This is a genomic window from Enterobacter sp. DTU_2021_1002640_1_SI_PRY_ASU_LCPMC_013 (genome assembly GCF_032389435.1).
Taxonomy (GTDB): Bacteria; Pseudomonadota; Gammaproteobacteria; order Enterobacterales; family Enterobacteriaceae; genus Enterobacter; species Enterobacter hormaechei_C.
In genome coordinates this window covers 2,163,829-2,179,380 of record NZ_CP135594.1, presented here as the reverse complement: position 1 = coordinate 2,179,380, position 15,552 = coordinate 2,163,829, and the positions used below count along the sequence as shown (strand labels likewise).

Genomic DNA, 15,552 nt, shown 5'->3' with positions numbered 1-15,552 from the left:
TTTCCATCACACCCTTGCAGAGTAACGGTTTCAGAGCAAACCGCAACGCTGTTTGCTGCGCGCTTCCGCCTCCTCGTAAAGCGAAAACTCGTCGTACACCGCACAGCCGAGCGCGGCTTCGAAGGCATTGCGGCTGGCATTGCCGTGGCTGCGCGCCTGCGTTTCATTGCCAAGATTCGACTGGAAGATCCCCGCCGCACTGACGGGCAGAAAATCCTCGTAGGTGATGGGCTGTGCCACAACCCAGCCGCGTTCGATCAGCGGCTGCGGATCGTCGCCGGGACGAAATGCGTGGCGATGCGCCTCACCTGTCGGGGTCAGACGGTAGCGGAAATAAGCCAGCCGCTGACGGCGCAGGAACATTTCGCTGTCCGGGAAGGCGCTGAAGATCTCGCGCAGGTGAAGCTGGTGGGTCAGGTTGTCTTTGCCGGTCCCGGCCTGATTTAACAGACTGTCGTACAGCTCGCGCCCTTTCGGCGTAAGCGCCACGCCGCGCTGCTCAATCTCACCGAAACGCGCGGTATGGGTGCCCTTGTGTTCTCCCGCGAAAAGCACCGGCTCCTCTAGCGCCTTAAAGCTGGTCTGGCGCAGGAGGATCGGCACCTCGCGGCGCGGCGGGCCTTCAATCAGAATTTTCGGCTCAATGCCGTACTTCGGCATTAGCTCCTGCACCCGGTCGATATCCAGCGTGCGCGGCGTGAGATGGTTGATATGGCACCCCGGGAAACAGACCACGTCGGCAATCAGGCGATGTTCGTTGCTCAACGCCAGATAGGTTTCCTGATCGACCGTCGCATGGCGATGCCAGCGGAAGGTTTCCAGGGCTTCCTGCACAAATTCGCGCGCCTGTGCCTCAGTAAAGTGTCCCTGCGCATCATGCAGGTCGATCAGTTCCAGGCAGCGCGGCGTAAAGATGTTGCGCCGGGAGAGGATCTCCGCCGCCCTTTCGCGCAGCGCAACGTTTTCAATCAGCTCCAGGCGCAGCAGCGAGGTAAAAATGCGAAACGGATTACGGCAGAGCGCCGCATCGTCTGTCGGACGAAACGCCGTCGAGTGGACGGGCACGCCCGCCTGGGAGAGATCGTAATAGCTGACCGGGTACATGCCCATAATGGCGAAGATCCGGCGCAGGGTGGAAAGCTCCTGCGCGGTGCCAACGCGGATCGCACCGTGACGTTCAACATTCAGGCGCGCCAGTTCGTCTGCGTTTGCTAGTTGTTCATGTAAAAGTGGGTTATTTTCCAGAACCGCCAGGTTAACGTCCGCCACCAGTTCCAGCAAGGTGCCGTACTGCGGAACTTCCTGCTGGTACATCGCCGACATAGCCTGCGAAAAGTGTTCCCGAATATCATCAGCCGTGATGGTGTTCGCCATGATGTCATGCCTCCAGTGAATACTACCTGGAGTGTAGAGAAGCCCGTTCCTTTCGTTGGGAAGAATTTACGATTTGTGATCCAGGCAGACGAGTGGTCAAAGCGTGGGCATTTTCGAAAAACGGTTGTAACTCAAATGGATCAAATGTTAAAAATATTTTGCTATCAGGTTATCAAATTCAAACATCTTAACTTGTCACCCGCGTCGCTCTGTTTTTAACATCGCCTATGGAAAAAAATGGTCTGTTCAGTCAGCGCATACGCTTGCGCCATTTGCATACTTTTGTGGCCGTCGCTCAACAGGGAACGCTGGGGCGAGCGGCTGAAACCCTTAACCTCAGTCAGCCTGCACTATCCAAAACGCTGAACGAACTGGAACAGCTTACCGGAACCCGCCTGTTCGATCGCGGCCGTTTGGGCGCTCAGCTTACTCTCGTGGGTGAACAGTTCCTGACGCATGCCGTTAAAGTTCTCGATGCCCTCAATACCGCCGGTCAGGCGCTCAACCGTAAAGAGGAGTCGGCCAGCGACATCGTGCGCGTGGGCGCGCTGCCAACGGCGGCGCTGGGTATACTGCCTGCGGCGATCGGCCAGTTCCACCGTCAGCAAAAGCACGCCACGCTTCAGGTCGCGACCATGAATAATACCATGCTGCTGGCGGGCCTGAAGTCAGGCGAGCTGGATCTGGGCATTGGGCGGATGTCCGATCCGGAACTGATGAGCGGCCTGAATTACGAGCTGCTGTTCCTGGAATCGCTGAAGCTGGTCGTGCGTCCGAATCATCCCCTGTTGCAGGACACCGTGACCCTGAGCCGCGTGATGGAGTGGCCGGTGGTGGTCTCACCAAAAGGAACCGTTCCGCGTCAGAATGCGGAAGCGTTGCTGCAAATGCAGGGCTGCACGCTGCCTTCCGGGTGTATTGAAACGCTCTCGGCATCGCTGTCGCGCCAGCTTACGGTGGATTACGACTACGTGTGGTTTGTGCCGTCCGGCGCGGTGAAGGACGATCTGCGACGCGGCGTGCTTACGGCGCTGCCGGTAACATCGCCCGGCGCGGGAGAACCGATTGGGATCCTGACGCGGGTAGATGCCCCGCTCTCTGAAGGCGCCCAAACGCTGTTAAGCGCCATTCGTAAATCAATGCCTCTCTGACCCTAAACGCAGAACCCGCCGCGAGGGCGGGTCTGTCTTACTCAGAACGTTTCCCAGTTATCACCTGAGACGGCCGCCGCCGGGGTTAAAGGCGCGGATTTCGCTGCGGTTGCAGGGGCTGTAGTCCGTCCAGCCCCTGCCCCGATGAGACGAAACGCGCCAACGGCCTCCGTCAGACGTGCGCCCTGCTCTTCCAGCGAGGCCGCCGCCGCAGAAGCTTCTTCCACCAGCGAGGCATTCTGCTGCGTCACCTTGTCCATCTCGGAAATCGCCTGGCTCACCTGAACAATGCCGCGGCTCTGCTCATCGGACGCCGCTGCAATCTCCAGCATAATATCGGTGACGCGTTTAACCGCCTCGACGATCTCATTCATGGTATTGCCCGCCGCAACCACTTCCCCGGAACCCTGATCGATAAGCGACACAGATTCATTAATCAGGCTTTCAATCTCTTTCGCCGCATTCGCGCTGCGGCTTGCCAGGGTGCGGACTTCACTCGCCACGACCGCAAAGCCGCGTCCCTGTTCACCCGCACGCGCCGCCTCGACCGCCGCGTTGAGCGCCAGAATATTGGTCTGGAACGCGATACTGTTAATCACGGCGGTAATTTCAGAGATCTTCTTCGAGCTGGTGGAAATATTACCCATGGTTTTCACCACGCCGGAGACCATCTGCCCCCCGCGGCTGGCCTTACCGGAGGCATCTTCTGCCAGTTTACTCGCATGATGCGCGTTATCGGCGTTCTGTTTCACCGTCGCGGTGAGCTGCTCCATGCTGGCCGCCGTCTGTTCAATCGCCGCCGCCTGCTGCTCGGTACGGGAAGAGAGATCGGTGTTACCCGCGGAGATCTCGCTGGTTCCACGGTAGATCTCCTCCGCCCCTTGCCGCACGGTGCCCACGGTTGTCACCAGCGCGTGCTGCATCGTTTGCAGATCGCGCGTCAGGCGGCCAATTTCGCTGCGTCCGGTCGGTTCGTCCGGCATGGTCAAATCGCCTTTTGCGATATTTTCGATACGCGTAGCGGCTCGCTGGAGCGGGTTTATCACCGTACGGCGCAGCACCACAAAGGTGATCACCGCCAGCGCCAGCGCCAGGCCAAACGCGCCGAACATAAACATCAGCCCCAGCCGGGTGCGGGTGTGAGCCTGTGCCGTCAGCGCGTTGGCGCGTTCGGTGCGGATTTTTATCGCCTTCAGCAGCACCGCGTTATAGGCATCGTCCAGCGGACGCGCGGTCTCATTTTCGTGGTTAATAATGGCTTCAAACATGCCATTTTTGGCATATTTCAGCATCGGCTGCATACCGGCGATGTAGGCGTCATAGCGGGCTTTCAGATCGCCATCCAGCGCTTCATCAGCCGTGGTACGAACGGTGCGCTTCATATAGGCGGCAAATCCATCCTGCGACTGCCTGATGCGGATCTCAGCCTCAGCGATGTTTTGTTTCATCGCCTCCATCTCCGCGATACGGCTCGCCGCCCCCGCGTGGATCATGTTGATACGGGCGGTGCGTAAATGGTTGGAACTGTTTGACAGACCGGTGCGCACCTGGATTTCTGCCGTGACATCCTGCTGATCGTTATCGGCCTGGAGCAGGAAATAGCCTGCCAGACCTGAGCTCAATGCAAACAGGAGAATAATGCCACCGAGAATGGAGGAAAACAGCGGAACCAGCCGGATGTGATGCAAGAAACTCAGCTTAGGCTGCGCCTGCATCGATGTTGTGTTGTCCATGACCGTCGACTCTCTTATAGGTAAGATGCGTAATAACACGCCTGTAAAAGAGTCATCGGCACGCCAGGGAATTAAATTACGTCTAAAAGCGCCGGACAGGTCACACTTTAGAGAAGATCAGGGAAGAAATGCCAGCGGAAAAAACCGCTGGCAGAATAATCAGTTGTCGCCGAAATGGATAACGGTACGAATGGACTTTCCTTCGTGCATCAGATCGAAGGCTTCGTTGATCTGATCCAGCGGCAGGCGGTGCGTAATGAACGGGTCAAGCTGAATTTTACCGACCATCGCATCTTCAACCATGCCCGGCAGCTGAGTACGGCCTTTCACGCCGCCAAATGCTGACCCGCGCCATACGCGCCCTGTCACCAGCTGGAAGGGACGGGTTTTGATCTCCTGACCCGCGCCGGCCACACCGATAATGATGCTCTCGCCCCAACCTTTGTGGCAGCACTCCAGCGCTGAGCGCATTACGTTGACGTTGCCGATACATTCGAAGCTAAAGTCCACGCCGCCGTCGGTCAGCTCAACGATCACGTCCTGAACCGGTTTGTCGTAGTCTTTCGGGTTGATGAAGTCGGTCGCCCCCATCTCACCTGCGAGCTTAAATTTCTCCGGGTTGGTATCCACAGCAATGATACGCCCAGCTTTCGCCTGTACCGCGCCCTGGATAACCGCCAGACCGATCCCGCCCAGGCCGAACACCGCCACGGTGTCCCCCTCTTTCACTTTCGCCGTGTTATGCACCGCGCCGATACCGGTGGTGACACCGCAGCCGAGCAGACAGACTTTATCCAGCGGGGCCTGCGGATTCACTTTCGCCAGTGAGATTTCGGCGCACACCGTGTATTCGCTGAAGGTGCTGGTACCCATGTAGTGATAAATGGGCTCGCCGTTATAGGAGAAACGGGTGGTGCCGTCCGGCATAAGTCCTTTGCCCTGCGTGGCGCGCACGGCCTGGCAGAGGTTAGTTTTGCCGGATTTGCAGAACTTACACTCGCCGCACTCTGCGGTGTAGAGCGGGATCACATGGTCGCCGGGCTTCAGGCTGGTGACGCCTTCACCCAATTCCACCACCACACCGCCCCCTTCGTGGCCGAGCACCGCCGGGAATACGCCTTCCGGATCGTCACCGGACAGGGTAAACGCATCGGTATGGCAAACGCCGGTGTGGGTAATTTTGATCAGCACTTCGCCTTTCTTCGGCGGAGCAACATCAATTTCAACGATTTTCAGCGGCTGGCCTGGGCCGAACGCGACAGCTGCGCGAGATTTCATGATGTCTTTCCCTTGTTGTGAGGTGTGTGGGTTTATTTTAGATAAGAGCGCAGTAAATGGCCGACTTCCGCCATCCGCACTGCCCGCTGATCCGGGGTGGTCTCCCCCGTCACCAGCTCATCTTTGAGGTGAATTTCGACCATTTCCCCCATCAGACCATTGGCAGCGCCGCGCACGGCGGCAATTTGCTGCAAAATGGCGAGACAGGGATCGCCCGATTCCAGGGCGCGTTCAAGGGCATCAACCTGGCCCCGAATGCGGCGGACGCGGGTCAGAATACGTTTCTTATCTTCGGGTGAATGCGGCATACGCCCTCCTGATACTGTAGGGGGGTATTGTATCTGTTAATACGATTTTATGTAAACATGAAGTTTAGTGTGGGTTTTAAGTAGAGCCGTAGGTAATGTGAAAAATCAGCGTCTGGAGTTAATATTGGTGACTCGCTGATATACCAGAAGTGGGCAATCAGGTGCGTCATGAGCGAAAAGTAGATCGGATAAATCCATGGCAGACATGCACTGTCCCTTTAAAATTAACGTGTTGGTTGTTCTTGTTATTAAGTGTAATGCAAGTGTGGTACAGATGAAGTCATACAACGTCATTCTCCCTTAAAAATCCTACTTTTAAAGACTTGTGCAAGCACACTACCCCCCACTAAAGAATGTAGGTGTCATAAGAATACGAAAAAGAATAGACTAATACATGTTGGATATATTTATCGTTGATAACATTTAGCCTGTAGTAAACAAAATAACTCGGATACAGCATGTTCGGACAGAAAACATTGCTGAAACTGGTTCGGATCCGGTTTATCTAATAGAACTTCTATACACTTTAATAAATATTACTATCACAATTGGGTTTCACAAATTGAATTCGGATCACAACGCTTCATCATTAAGGAATGACTAAGTATGAAAAGAATTGTTCTCGCCTCTTTGGTTTTAGCTTTTTCGTTATCTGCTAACGCAAATCAATTAAGCATTGATGACCAAATTAATAATGCTTGCGCTAAGGCCTTAAGCGGTGACAAAGAACCTTTGGGTGATTTCCCGCCAGATAGTTATGCTGCAACAGTCAGTCCGAAAGTTAAAGATGCTTACAACGAAGTTTTAAAATCTCGGTCCTCTATTGTAAACGATCAGAGTTTACAGAATGCAACCAGTTGCGCCAACCTTGTTAGAGATAAACTGAAATCAAAAGGTGAGTACACAGAAGAAAAATAATTGCCAGGGTGGAGAAACAGCATTTTTTGTGGAACTGAACGCTTTCTCTATCAGAGTTCGTTCTTAAAAAAACATCGACAAGATAGTTCCGCAGCTGTGTTTTCCACCTCTCGCTGGTCCCTCAATACCCTAACATCCCGTTGCCTGAAGGCACCCTCCGTAATGACAGCGCCCGCCTAAACAGCACAGACGAGGCTGACGATATTTACGCTTTCGTCTCGTCGTGACCAACCCTATTTAGCTCAAAATGTTAAAAATCCGCACTTATATGGCACAATGTGAACAGAAATAACATTCTCATCACCTAACATACCCGCTACAAACAAAATGGTGGTGTTAATGATTGTACTAAAGAGCTTTTTATTCTTCGTTGGCGCAGCGGCCGCTTGCGCACTTATCGTACTGTGTCTTTGGGTTGATATGCGGTTTGTCGGCCATGATATTCCGGAATTATCACTGACCGAAATTATGCAGGAAACGGTATTAGCGACTATTGTCTTTCTCCATTTTCGTCTGGCGAAAATGGACGAATCCATGCGTTACTGTAATATTCTGGTGGGCGGATTTTTCCTGACAATGCTAATTCGTGAACTGGACGCGCTTTTTGATCTCATTTCTCATGGGAGTTGGGTGTGGTTCGCGCTGATTACCGCTCTGCTGGCGTTAATTCGCCCCGTTATGCATTTTCGCGCTACCCTGGAACAGCTGGCAAAATATACCCAATCCCCCTGGTACGGCATTCTGTTGAGCGGCCTGCTGGCTGTACTGGTCTTCTCCCGCCTCTTTGGAATGCAGGTGCTGTGGCACGACATCCTGGAGCATGGCTATATGCGTGTCGTGAAAAACGCCGTGGAGGAAGGTTCGGAATCATTCGGCTATATGCTGTGCCTGGCCGCATCCCTTGGCTATTACGTTACCTTTCGCACTCACGCACGGCAGAAACAGTCTCTTCGCGCTGCGTAGAGAACGATGGCGAGGGAAATATTTATCAATGACATTTTTTGGACGTTATGGTGGTCATGTAAGAAAGACATGTCCTAAAAAGGGGCAATCTGTCGTCGAATTCAGCGAATTCTCGCTCACTCCTGCAATCAGCGTCTATCCTTAGACTACCAACAAAAGGAGGCTGGAATGTCTGATTTCGACACTGATAAAAATGCACAGTACGCTGGCGATAAAGCCAAAAACAAACTTGATGAATTATCCGGCTCTGCGCAGCAGCAGTTTGGTGAATTCGTTGATTCCCCTAAACACCAGGTGAAAGGTGCAGCGAAAAAATATGCTGCCCAGGCCAGTGATGCCGTCTCGGATGTCACTGAAGCCGTCAGAAACAATCCCTTAACGGGCTTAATCGCTGCGGGTGCGGTAGGTATCGTTCTGGGACTTCTGCTGGGACGTAAATAATTTCAGGCCCTTCGGGGCCTTTCCTTTTCCCCTCTTTCCTGCTCTTTCCCCCCTATTGTTGATAGTTTTCCTGACAAAAACACGATCCACGTGAAAAGTTGTACAATTTTAATGTACAGATTTGATCGAATAGTATAAATTCAATGCCACTGATGTTACAAAATTGTTTGTTAACGGTGGAAAATTATGCGTCGCAACCATGCTCCCTCTACAGCAGAAAGCGCTATCACCTTGTATTTTAACAAGGATAACGTCCCAACACAGCAGGAAACCCTTGGTGCTATCGTCAGTGAGATCATCAAAGAAAATGTACAACTGAGCAGAATGACAATCTGTACAAAGCTGTTGCGCAGAATTGAAGAGTCAACGTCTGACGTTGAGAAAGCGCACTATAACGGTCTGATAGCCCTCTTCTTCGAGCGTTAACCTGAACACTGTTTTTTTAACTTACTAAGTTAGTCATGCTGAGTGAGAATAGAGCTCCTGAATGCGATGACTAACCCCATGCTACAGCCTCCTGCGTGTAGCAGAGTGAGATTGAAGCTATGCATAGAACTAAATTTGAACGACTTAAGGATGACCTTATCGGTGAGGCCGTATTATCCATACTGAAAGAGAACGGACCTATTACCTTTGCGTCTCTTGCTGGTCGCCTGCGAGCGATGGCTAACGTTGAATCAAATGATGAACGCAAAAATGCATTGATTGCCGCTGAAGATGAAGTACGCCAGCGTGTAACCGGCGTATCGCACGACCGGGGAAGAGTGATGGGCGATTATGATATTGGGCGCATGCGCTCTCTCTTTACTCACAACACGCTTCTGACCCCAGACAAGAAACACTAATTTTAACCGAAACGGTGACCACCATGAGTAAAGCGATTATGCAGCAGACGTATAATTTTGAAGCCCTGCACGATAAAGGACTGGCGGAACATTTTCTTAATGCTGGAAAGCATCTCAGTGGTGAGGTTGAAGTGTTGGGCTCGGCAATACGCTGTATTATGCTGACCGGTGACAATCTCTCAAATAAAGAGATTATCCTGCAACTGATTCACGCCCTCGAAATTACCGAGGAGCCCGAAGCCTGCGATGTCATTCGAAACACGCTTGAAATTGTTGTCGGTTTTACGCGCGATGATATCTGATAACAGATTATTGCCCTGGTGAGTGACTGTTTTTGCGGGTGGTCGAAGAGTTAAGTCTGTCGTACCACCAGCATAGTGAACCCATTAACTAAACAGCCGTACCATTCGATCCAGCTCTTCTTCTTTAACCGCCCGGGAAAGATAATATCCCTGGAAGCGTTTAACCCCTAACGCGATAAGTTTTTCAAATTTTTCTTCGCTATCGACGCCTTCAGCAACGCATTCCCTTCCCGTCATGTCGCTGTATATCTGTATCGCTTTAATAATGCTATTGTCATTGTCGTTAGCAACAAAGTGCTCAACTATATCGCGGTCAAGCTTCAGTCCATCAAAATTAATCTGTCGGATGGGTAACATAGCGTAATCTCTGGAAAAGCAATCATCCAGAAACAGCCGACACCCCTCGGCGCGTAAACGCTGGAGAGTGACAGGAATATTTGGATCCTTTGTTACATCAATGGTTTCAGCTAATTCGAAGACAAGTTTCCCGGCCCACTGCGGCTTCAGTAACATTTCAACGGCTTTTTTCGCCATTCCCGGCAGCGCATTCCCGGCAGCCAATTGAGGAGGAATATTAACCGAAAAATAATATTTTCCATTGTATCTGTTGATACCTGACACGGCCGCGTGAATGACTAACGCCGTCAGCTTGAGCCAAATTTCGCCATTTTTTATCCCATCCAGAAATTGGCCTGGTTTCAGGACCTGACCGTTTTTATGCCAGCGCAGCAGAATTTCAAAGCCTACTCCTTTTTTATCGCTATCGGTAATAATTTGATAAGCCGCAAAGATTTCCCGCTTATGTAACGCCTGCAATATATTTATTTCTGCTTCCGAAAACCCCTGCGCTTTGTTTTTTACTGCACAGACCTCATCCCTTAAGACACGTGCATCGCTAAACCACACTCTGATAAGATATAATTTACCCAACCCCACTTTACGATGAGTATAAATGGTTTTATCTGACAAACCTAACCTCGCTGACTGCTCTTTTATCGAAATACCTCGATAAAAATTCAGCAATACGATTAATTCACGTTTTGATAAACCATGCAGGCTTTCCTTACCTTCTTTCTCAGGTCCTTCACGCAATAAACGTGACGAATCGGCATGTACTTCAGAAATATTCTCTACACAATTCATTACCTCTGAAATATTCGCCACCCTGATCCTCGACAACGATCTGGTATTATTAACGAGACTTTTCAGCGTGGCATAAAGCCACCTTTCTGGTATTGCACCATACAGGGTCACGCTACAAATAACCGGCAGTGCATTCAGAACCGAGACCAACCGTTTCAGGCTTTCAAGAAAGGCAGTCACGTCGCGACCAAGAAAAACAGAAACTTCAGGCTGTTGATTTTGCATCATTTTTTGCACATCGCCTGAGCAAACTTCATCCTCTTCAAAATGGAGCCGCGTGGCGTTTACGCCACGAGACTTCAGAAGCAGGCTATACCCCTCGAAGGTGAAACCGCAGGCTGAAATAACGAATCGTTGCTTGTAGCAAGTACCTTGCATAAAAGGTAAGTTTTGAGACATAACCTGCTCCTGAGAATGTAAATATCATTCCCAAATGTGATTAAAGCCAATATTCTTTGTCGCATTGAATAATTTTACCGCACCCCATTTGGTTAATAAACCGTTATCAATGTTATGCACGGGAACATCTTTGCGTTAATCAACCCACTCATCCATATGCAGCATAAATATTACTTTCTTTTCATATAACGACAGTAAATATGCACTTCACAAGGTATAATGAAAATTCCGAAAAAGAAGACCAGACACTTCATCTTATCGGCCCAGACAAAAAGAGAAAATGCTATGGATAATCACATTTCATCCAGGGCTTTGCTACATCGAAGGGATGTTATTAAAAACAACCCGCGATTTGGTGAAGCTATAACAGAGCACTACAGAATCAATGATGCCATTTATAAAAAACAACCCTTGTTCTATAAAACGATGCTTCAGGAATCACGCTTCAACATAATACTGTCCATGTGTTGTTTTGTTTTTGGTAATCAGGCTGAGTCAGTTTCAGAGATAAAGGCACTGTGTACCCGCTATAATATCGCCAGCCCTAACAGTGTTATCGCGATCATCACCATACTTAAGACCACCGGGCGAATTAAGACCTGGCGCTGTACCGAAGATCGCCGAAAAACAAAAATCGCACCAACGGAAAAAGGACTGGATGAGCTGAAACGCTATATGTCCGGGGCGTTTACGCCTGTTAGCATTCTTTTTCCGACATTCAATATAAATGCTAACCTTCTGGACAATGATATTCTGAGGCACAACTTTTTCCGGCGCGCCGCAGAGTACCTTTTCCGCGGATTAACATTCAGGAAAGTGCTTCCGGAGGTGGGTTTATTTATTGATAAGGATGGTGGCCGAATGATTATGCTCTATCTCTATTTGCAGGCCATCAAAAACAAAACAGCACATGGTGCCATAATAGCGTATTCAGCCAGCACGCTGGCAAAAGAATTTTTCGTTTCGCGTATTCATGTTAAACGGATTATCAAATCGGCGCAGGAGGCAGGTTATCTTAAAGATCGCGGCGATGGCCGGATGTCGATTTATCCGGCCTTTATCGAGCTTGTCGAAAATTATGCCGGATTATATTTTGCGTATGTCACACATTACATTAATGTGGTACCAAAAGAACGACGCCATGTTGTCAACATGACGCCTACACTCTGATCTGACGGGCGTTCGGTTTGCTGAACGCCTTTTTTATCGCTCGCGCAGCGCCTCTTTTGCCTTATTCAACGGTTTCAGCAGATAATCAATGACGGATTTACTGCCGGTTTTGATATCAACTGTGGCTATCATGCCCGGGAACACCGGGAATTCCTTGCCCTGCCTGTTGGTCAGATGGTTACTGTCCGTACGGATATAAACGCGATAATAATAAACATCCCGTTTAACCTCGTCCTGAAGGGTATCCGGGGAAATCATCGTCACCTCCCCTTCCAGCCCGCCGTAGATGGAGTAATCATAGGCGGTGATTTTCACCAGCGCTTTTTGCCCGGGATGGATAAACGCGACATCGCGCGGCGAGATTTTCGCTTCTATCACCATCTGGTCATCAAGCGGTACCAGGCTCATCAGTTTGCCGTTCGGCGGGATCACTCCGCCCACCGTCGTCACGTCAATGTCCTTCACGATGCCACGCACCGGCGCATTAAACGTTAAGCGGGTGAGTGAATCTTCGCGTCCTTTCATGACCGAACGCTGCGCTTCCATTTCCGCGTTCGCTTTAGCCAGTTCTTCGCGGGCGCGAACGTAGTACTGGTTTTTCATCTCGGTGATTTTGCTCTCCAGCTCATTTTTTTGACGTTCAAGGCGTAAGACTTCGACCTTACTGGCCGCCCCCTGCGTCACCAGCGGGCGCGTTAATGCCAGTTCACGCTGCACGAGATCTGCTCCCTGGCGTAAACCCGCCAGCCCTTTTTCAAGGCTTTCGCGACGCGACTGATAAAGCGCCGTTTCCTGTTTGACCAGCTCAACGTCGTCATCCAGCTCCGCCGGGAAGACCAGCGCGGTGTCGTTCACCTCGGCGTTCAGCCGCGCGGCCGTTGCCATCGCGGCGTTTAATCGAGACTCGCTCTCCAGCACGCTGGACTCGGTTTTCGTGCGGTCGAGCTGGGCAAGCTGTTGACCACGTTCGACGATATCGCCCTCGCGCACCATCAGACTGTGGATAATCCCCCCTTCAAGGGACTGGATCACCTGCTCATGTGAAGACGGGATCACCTTGCCGCTACCCGTCGTGACCTCATCCAGCTGGAACAGGCTGGCCCAGGTAATAAAGACCACCAGCAGGGCAAACAGCGACCATGCCACCAGCGACGATCGTGGCAGGCGGGGCTCCTTCAGCCGGCTGTTAAAGCGGGAGAAATCATTCATGCCACGCCCTCCGTTTTCAGTTTAACCGTGCGCTGCGGCGCCTGCTGCGGGGCCATTCCGTGCTGGCGTAAAATGGCATCACGAGGGCCATCCATCACCACTTTGCCGTTTTCCAGGACGATGATGCGGTCAACCAGGTCCAGAATCGGCAGACGATGCGTCGCCACCACCAGCGTCCGGCGCTTACCGAGCCACTGGTGCAGATGCTGGATAAACTGCTTCTCGCTGACCTCATCCAGCCAGGCGGTGGGTTCATCCAGCAGCAGAATATTCGGCGAGGTGATCAACGCGCGCGCCAGCAGCAGCGCCTGACGTTGCCCGCCGGAAAGCCCCGTTCCGCCCTCATTGATGATGGTGTTCAGCCCCATTTTCTGCTTGCGCACAAACTCCAGCGCGCCGCTGTTGACCAGCGCCTGATGGATTTCCTCGTCTGTCGCCAGCGGATTACCCATCAGGATGTTGTCGCGTACGGAGCCGAAGAACAGCCGCGCCTGCTGGCTGAGCAACTGCATGTCGCGGCGCATGTCGGCCGGGTCAAGATGATTGAGAGCAATATCGTCCAGCAAAATGCTGCCCTGCTGTGGCTCCTGCATTCCCGCCAGCAGATGCAGCAAGGTGCTTTTCCCCGAACCATTCCGCCCGAGCACCGCCACGCGCTCCCCGGCGCGAATGCGCAGTTTGCTGATATTCAGCACGGTAAGCTTCTCTTCTTCGTCGTAATAAAACCCGACGTCGTCCAGCCGATAATCACCGCGCAGATGGGCTTTATGCACTTTTTTGCCGTGCTGGGGATCGTCAATCGGGCGCTGCATCAGGTCATCCAGTCCCTTGCGGGCCACCTTTGCCGACTGCCAGCGGGAGAGCACGCCGGAAATCTGCGACAGGGGCGCAATGGTCCGGGACGCCAGAATCGAGGTGCCCACCAGCGCACCGGTGGTCATGTCGCCGCTGATGACCAGATAACACCCCACCAGCAGCACCACGGCGTAGACGATAGACTGCACCTCCTGGGTCCAGGTCAGCAGCAGCCCCGTCAGCCAGCGCTGCTTCATGCCGACGCTCGCGGCAACGTCATTGGTGTTATTCCACTGGTTCTGGAACCTCTGCTCGGCGCGCATTAGCTTGATGTCCTCAAGCCCCTGCACCGCTTCCACCAGCGTGGCGTTACGAATCGCCGATTCACGCATCCCTTCGCTGGAGAGTTTTCCCAGCGGGCGCTGCACCAGCAGGCCGGGAATGAGCAGCAGCGGTACGGCCAGCAGCACCACCAGCACCAGCGGGCCGCCAATCATCCACAGAATGAAGACGAACAGCAGGAAAAACGGCAGATCGGAGATAGCGGCAATGGTGGTGGAAGTGATCAGCTCCCGCACCGACTCCAGCTCGCGGATCTGGGCGATAAATGACCCGGTCGATTTCGACCGTGCGCCGTTTTTAATCCTCAGGGCGTGGGCAAACACGCGCTCGGAAATACGCAGGTCGGCGCGTTTCCCTACCACGTCCGAAATATGCACCCGCAGCATGCGCATGATGAATTCAAACACGATGGCGATCATCACACCGCCAAACAGCACCCACAGCGTGGCCTCCGACTGGGACGGCACCACCCTGTCATACACCTGCATGGAAAAGACCATGCCGGAGAGCGCCAGCACGTTGGCGACCAGCGCCACCAGCATTATGTCGCTGTAACGACGCCAGTCTTTCAGCGCCAGCTGCCAGAACCAGTTTTTCTCATAGGGTTTGATGTAATCATCCACGCGCGCATCCGGCGTGGACTCCAGGGGACGCAGCACCATCAGCCCCTTTAACCGCGAACCGAGTTCGTCGCGCGTCAGCGTCGTCTCCAGGCCCCCGTCGCCGCTAAACTGCACGCTGACGTTCCCTTCGTTGTCCATACGGTTGATGACCGCAATTTGCCCGCCGGTGAACTCCGCCAGCAGCGGTAAACGCCACGGATCGAGCGCTACGGCTCCCGCCGCCACCCAACGCATCCCCAGCCCAAGCTGGCGCGCCATCTCCTCCAGCACCAGCTGGCGTGGAGACTGGCTTTCATGGTTAATCGTGACCCGAACATGCTCCGCCGAAAAATCCAGCCGATAATATTTCGCGATGATGAGCATGCCCTGCAACCAGGGTTCGTACTGTGGATGTGTCTTCATAATGCTACGTCCTGTTCAGGGCGATGATTTCGCACTGAAATGATACCTTTCCGGGATGATTAGAAATCGAACACTGCCTAAACGAGCCCGCAAAATAATCTTGTGAAATATAGGGTTATGCCTGGTGTTGTAAAGAAACGCAAAAGGCCGCGAGGA

General features: G+C 52.4%; 15 protein-coding genes. 8 read left to right on the top strand and 7 right to left on the bottom strand.

All coding sequences use genetic code 11. From position 1 onward, the window contains the following. Positions 1–30: 30 nt before the first annotated feature. Complete coding sequence (locus tag RS584_RS10345; protein WP_017384005.1) at positions 31–1,374, bottom strand: VOC family protein; 1,344 nt, start codon at positions 1,372–1,374, stop codon at positions 31–33. A gap of 227 nt (positions 1,375–1,601) precedes the next feature. Between RS584_RS10345 and RS584_RS10340 the strand changes: the two genes are divergently transcribed. Then, the gene (locus RS584_RS10340) at positions 1,602–2,525 is read left to right on the top strand and encodes a LysR substrate-binding domain-containing protein (protein ID WP_015570563.1); all 924 of its coding nucleotides are present in this window, start codon (positions 1,602–1,604) and stop codon (positions 2,523–2,525) included. Between the two features lie 41 nt (positions 2,526–2,566). Here the strand turns inward: RS584_RS10340 and RS584_RS10335 are convergent, their stop codons facing one another. The 3 genes from RS584_RS10335 to RS584_RS10325 form a co-directional block, all read right to left on the bottom strand. Beyond that, positions 2,567–4,258 (bottom strand): methyl-accepting chemotaxis protein, encoded by a 1,692-nt coding sequence (locus RS584_RS10335; RefSeq protein WP_315749651.1) that lies wholly within the window; start codon positions 4,256–4,258, stop codon positions 2,567–2,569. 159 nt (positions 4,259–4,417) lie between these two features. Then, positions 4,418–5,536: an S-(hydroxymethyl)glutathione dehydrogenase/class III alcohol dehydrogenase gene (locus RS584_RS10330; RefSeq protein ID WP_315749649.1), complete on the bottom strand. Its 1,119-nt coding sequence runs from the start codon at positions 5,534–5,536 to the stop codon at positions 4,418–4,420. 32 nt (positions 5,537–5,568) lie between these two features. Beyond that, positions 5,569–5,844 carry a metal/formaldehyde-sensitive transcriptional repressor gene (locus RS584_RS10325; RefSeq protein ID WP_003857256.1) on the bottom strand — a complete coding sequence of 92 codons (276 nt, stop codon included), beginning with the start codon at positions 5,842–5,844 and terminating at the stop codon, positions 5,569–5,571. 606 nt (positions 5,845–6,450) lie between these two features. On the opposite strand from RS584_RS10325, the gene RS584_RS10320 reads away from it, so the two are divergent. From RS584_RS10320 to RS584_RS10295, 6 genes are all read left to right on the top strand, one after another. Further along, positions 6,451–6,762 carry a hypothetical protein gene (locus tag RS584_RS10320; protein ID WP_047062800.1) on the top strand — a complete coding sequence of 104 codons (312 nt, stop codon included), beginning with the start codon at positions 6,451–6,453 and terminating at the stop codon, positions 6,760–6,762. A 339-nt stretch (positions 6,763–7,101) separates the two neighbouring features. Continuing rightward, positions 7,102–7,725, top strand: coding sequence for a hypothetical protein (locus RS584_RS10315; protein WP_032104107.1), 624 nt, complete (start codon positions 7,102–7,104; stop codon positions 7,723–7,725). 168 nt (positions 7,726–7,893) lie between these two features. Beyond that, positions 7,894–8,166 carry a YqjD family protein gene (locus tag RS584_RS10310; RefSeq protein WP_003857263.1) on the top strand — a complete coding sequence of 91 codons (273 nt, stop codon included), beginning with the start codon at positions 7,894–7,896 and terminating at the stop codon, positions 8,164–8,166. A 186-nt stretch (positions 8,167–8,352) separates the two neighbouring features. Then, entirely contained in the window at positions 8,353–8,592 is a 240-nt protein-coding gene (ycgZ, locus tag RS584_RS10305) for a regulatory protein YcgZ (protein ID WP_003857265.1), read from the top strand. Positions 8,593–8,711: 119 nt separating this feature from the next. After that, positions 8,712–9,011, top strand: a complete 300-nt coding sequence (locus tag RS584_RS10300; protein WP_032669919.1) for a hypothetical protein — start codon at positions 8,712–8,714, stop codon at positions 9,009–9,011. A 23-nt stretch (positions 9,012–9,034) separates the two neighbouring features. Then, a complete protein-coding gene (locus RS584_RS10295) occupies positions 9,035–9,313 on the top strand; it encodes a biofilm development regulator YmgB/AriR family protein (protein WP_044596271.1) in 279 nt (92 codons plus the stop codon). Between the two features lie 84 nt (positions 9,314–9,397). On the opposite strand, the gene RS584_RS10290 is transcribed toward RS584_RS10295, so the two are convergent. Then, positions 9,398–10,855, bottom strand: coding sequence for an EAL domain-containing protein (locus tag RS584_RS10290; protein WP_315749645.1), 1,458 nt, complete (start codon positions 10,853–10,855; stop codon positions 9,398–9,400). 285 nt (positions 10,856–11,140) lie between these two features. Here RS584_RS10290 and RS584_RS10285 point away from each other — a divergent pair, with 285 nt between their 5' ends. After that, positions 11,141–12,025, top strand: a complete 885-nt coding sequence (locus tag RS584_RS10285; protein WP_032655601.1) for a hypothetical protein — start codon at positions 11,141–11,143, stop codon at positions 12,023–12,025. A 33-nt stretch (positions 12,026–12,058) separates the two neighbouring features. Here the strand turns inward: RS584_RS10285 and RS584_RS10280 are convergent, their stop codons facing one another. Together RS584_RS10280 and RS584_RS10275 are read right to left on the bottom strand one after the other, a co-directional pair. Continuing rightward, positions 12,059–13,234 carry an HlyD family type I secretion periplasmic adaptor subunit gene (locus RS584_RS10280; RefSeq protein WP_032648254.1) on the bottom strand — a complete coding sequence of 392 codons (1,176 nt, stop codon included), beginning with the start codon at positions 13,232–13,234 and terminating at the stop codon, positions 12,059–12,061. Further along, complete coding sequence (locus tag RS584_RS10275) at positions 13,231–15,396, bottom strand: type I secretion system permease/ATPase (RefSeq protein WP_315749642.1); 2,166 nt, start codon at positions 15,394–15,396, stop codon at positions 13,231–13,233. The genes RS584_RS10280 and RS584_RS10275 overlap by 4 nt, the downstream gene beginning before the upstream one ends. Between the last annotated feature and the right edge of the window lie 156 nt (positions 15,397–15,552).

What these genes read in the sequence shown, in the direction of transcription:
- RS584_RS10285 (WP_032655601.1), top strand. Translation starts at nt 11,141, where the DNA reads ATGGATAATCACATTTCATCCAGGGCTTTGCTACATCGAAGGGATGTT.
- RS584_RS10325 (WP_003857256.1), bottom strand. Translation starts at nt 5,844, where the DNA reads ATGCCGCATTCACCCGAAGATAAGAAACGTATTCTGACCCGCGTCCGC.
- RS584_RS10300 (WP_032669919.1), top strand. Translation starts at nt 8,712, where the DNA reads ATGCATAGAACTAAATTTGAACGACTTAAGGATGACCTTATCGGTGAG.
- RS584_RS10310 (WP_003857263.1), top strand. Translation starts at nt 7,894, where the DNA reads ATGTCTGATTTCGACACTGATAAAAATGCACAGTACGCTGGCGATAAA.
- RS584_RS10320 (WP_047062800.1), top strand. Translation starts at nt 6,451, where the DNA reads ATGAAAAGAATTGTTCTCGCCTCTTTGGTTTTAGCTTTTTCGTTATCT.
- RS584_RS10290 (WP_315749645.1), bottom strand. Translation starts at nt 10,855, where the DNA reads ATGTCTCAAAACTTACCTTTTATGCAAGGTACTTGCTACAAGCAACGA.
- RS584_RS10295 (WP_044596271.1), top strand. Translation starts at nt 9,035, where the DNA reads ATGAGTAAAGCGATTATGCAGCAGACGTATAATTTTGAAGCCCTGCAC.
- RS584_RS10340 (WP_015570563.1), top strand. Translation starts at nt 1,602, where the DNA reads ATGGAAAAAAATGGTCTGTTCAGTCAGCGCATACGCTTGCGCCATTTG.
- RS584_RS10330 (WP_315749649.1), bottom strand. Translation starts at nt 5,536, where the DNA reads ATGAAATCTCGCGCAGCTGTCGCGTTCGGCCCAGGCCAGCCGCTGAAA.
- RS584_RS10315 (WP_032104107.1), top strand. Translation starts at nt 7,102, where the DNA reads ATGATTGTACTAAAGAGCTTTTTATTCTTCGTTGGCGCAGCGGCCGCT.
- RS584_RS10345 (WP_017384005.1), bottom strand. Translation starts at nt 1,374, where the DNA reads ATGGCGAACACCATCACGGCTGATGATATTCGGGAACACTTTTCGCAG.
- RS584_RS10280 (WP_032648254.1), bottom strand. Translation starts at nt 13,234, where the DNA reads ATGAATGATTTCTCCCGCTTTAACAGCCGGCTGAAGGAGCCCCGCCTG.
- ycgZ (WP_003857265.1), top strand. Translation starts at nt 8,353, where the DNA reads ATGCGTCGCAACCATGCTCCCTCTACAGCAGAAAGCGCTATCACCTTG.
- RS584_RS10335 (WP_315749651.1), bottom strand. Translation starts at nt 4,258, where the DNA reads ATGGACAACACAACATCGATGCAGGCGCAGCCTAAGCTGAGTTTCTTG.
- RS584_RS10275 (WP_315749642.1), bottom strand. Translation starts at nt 15,396, where the DNA reads ATGAAGACACATCCACAGTACGAACCCTGGTTGCAGGGCATGCTCATC.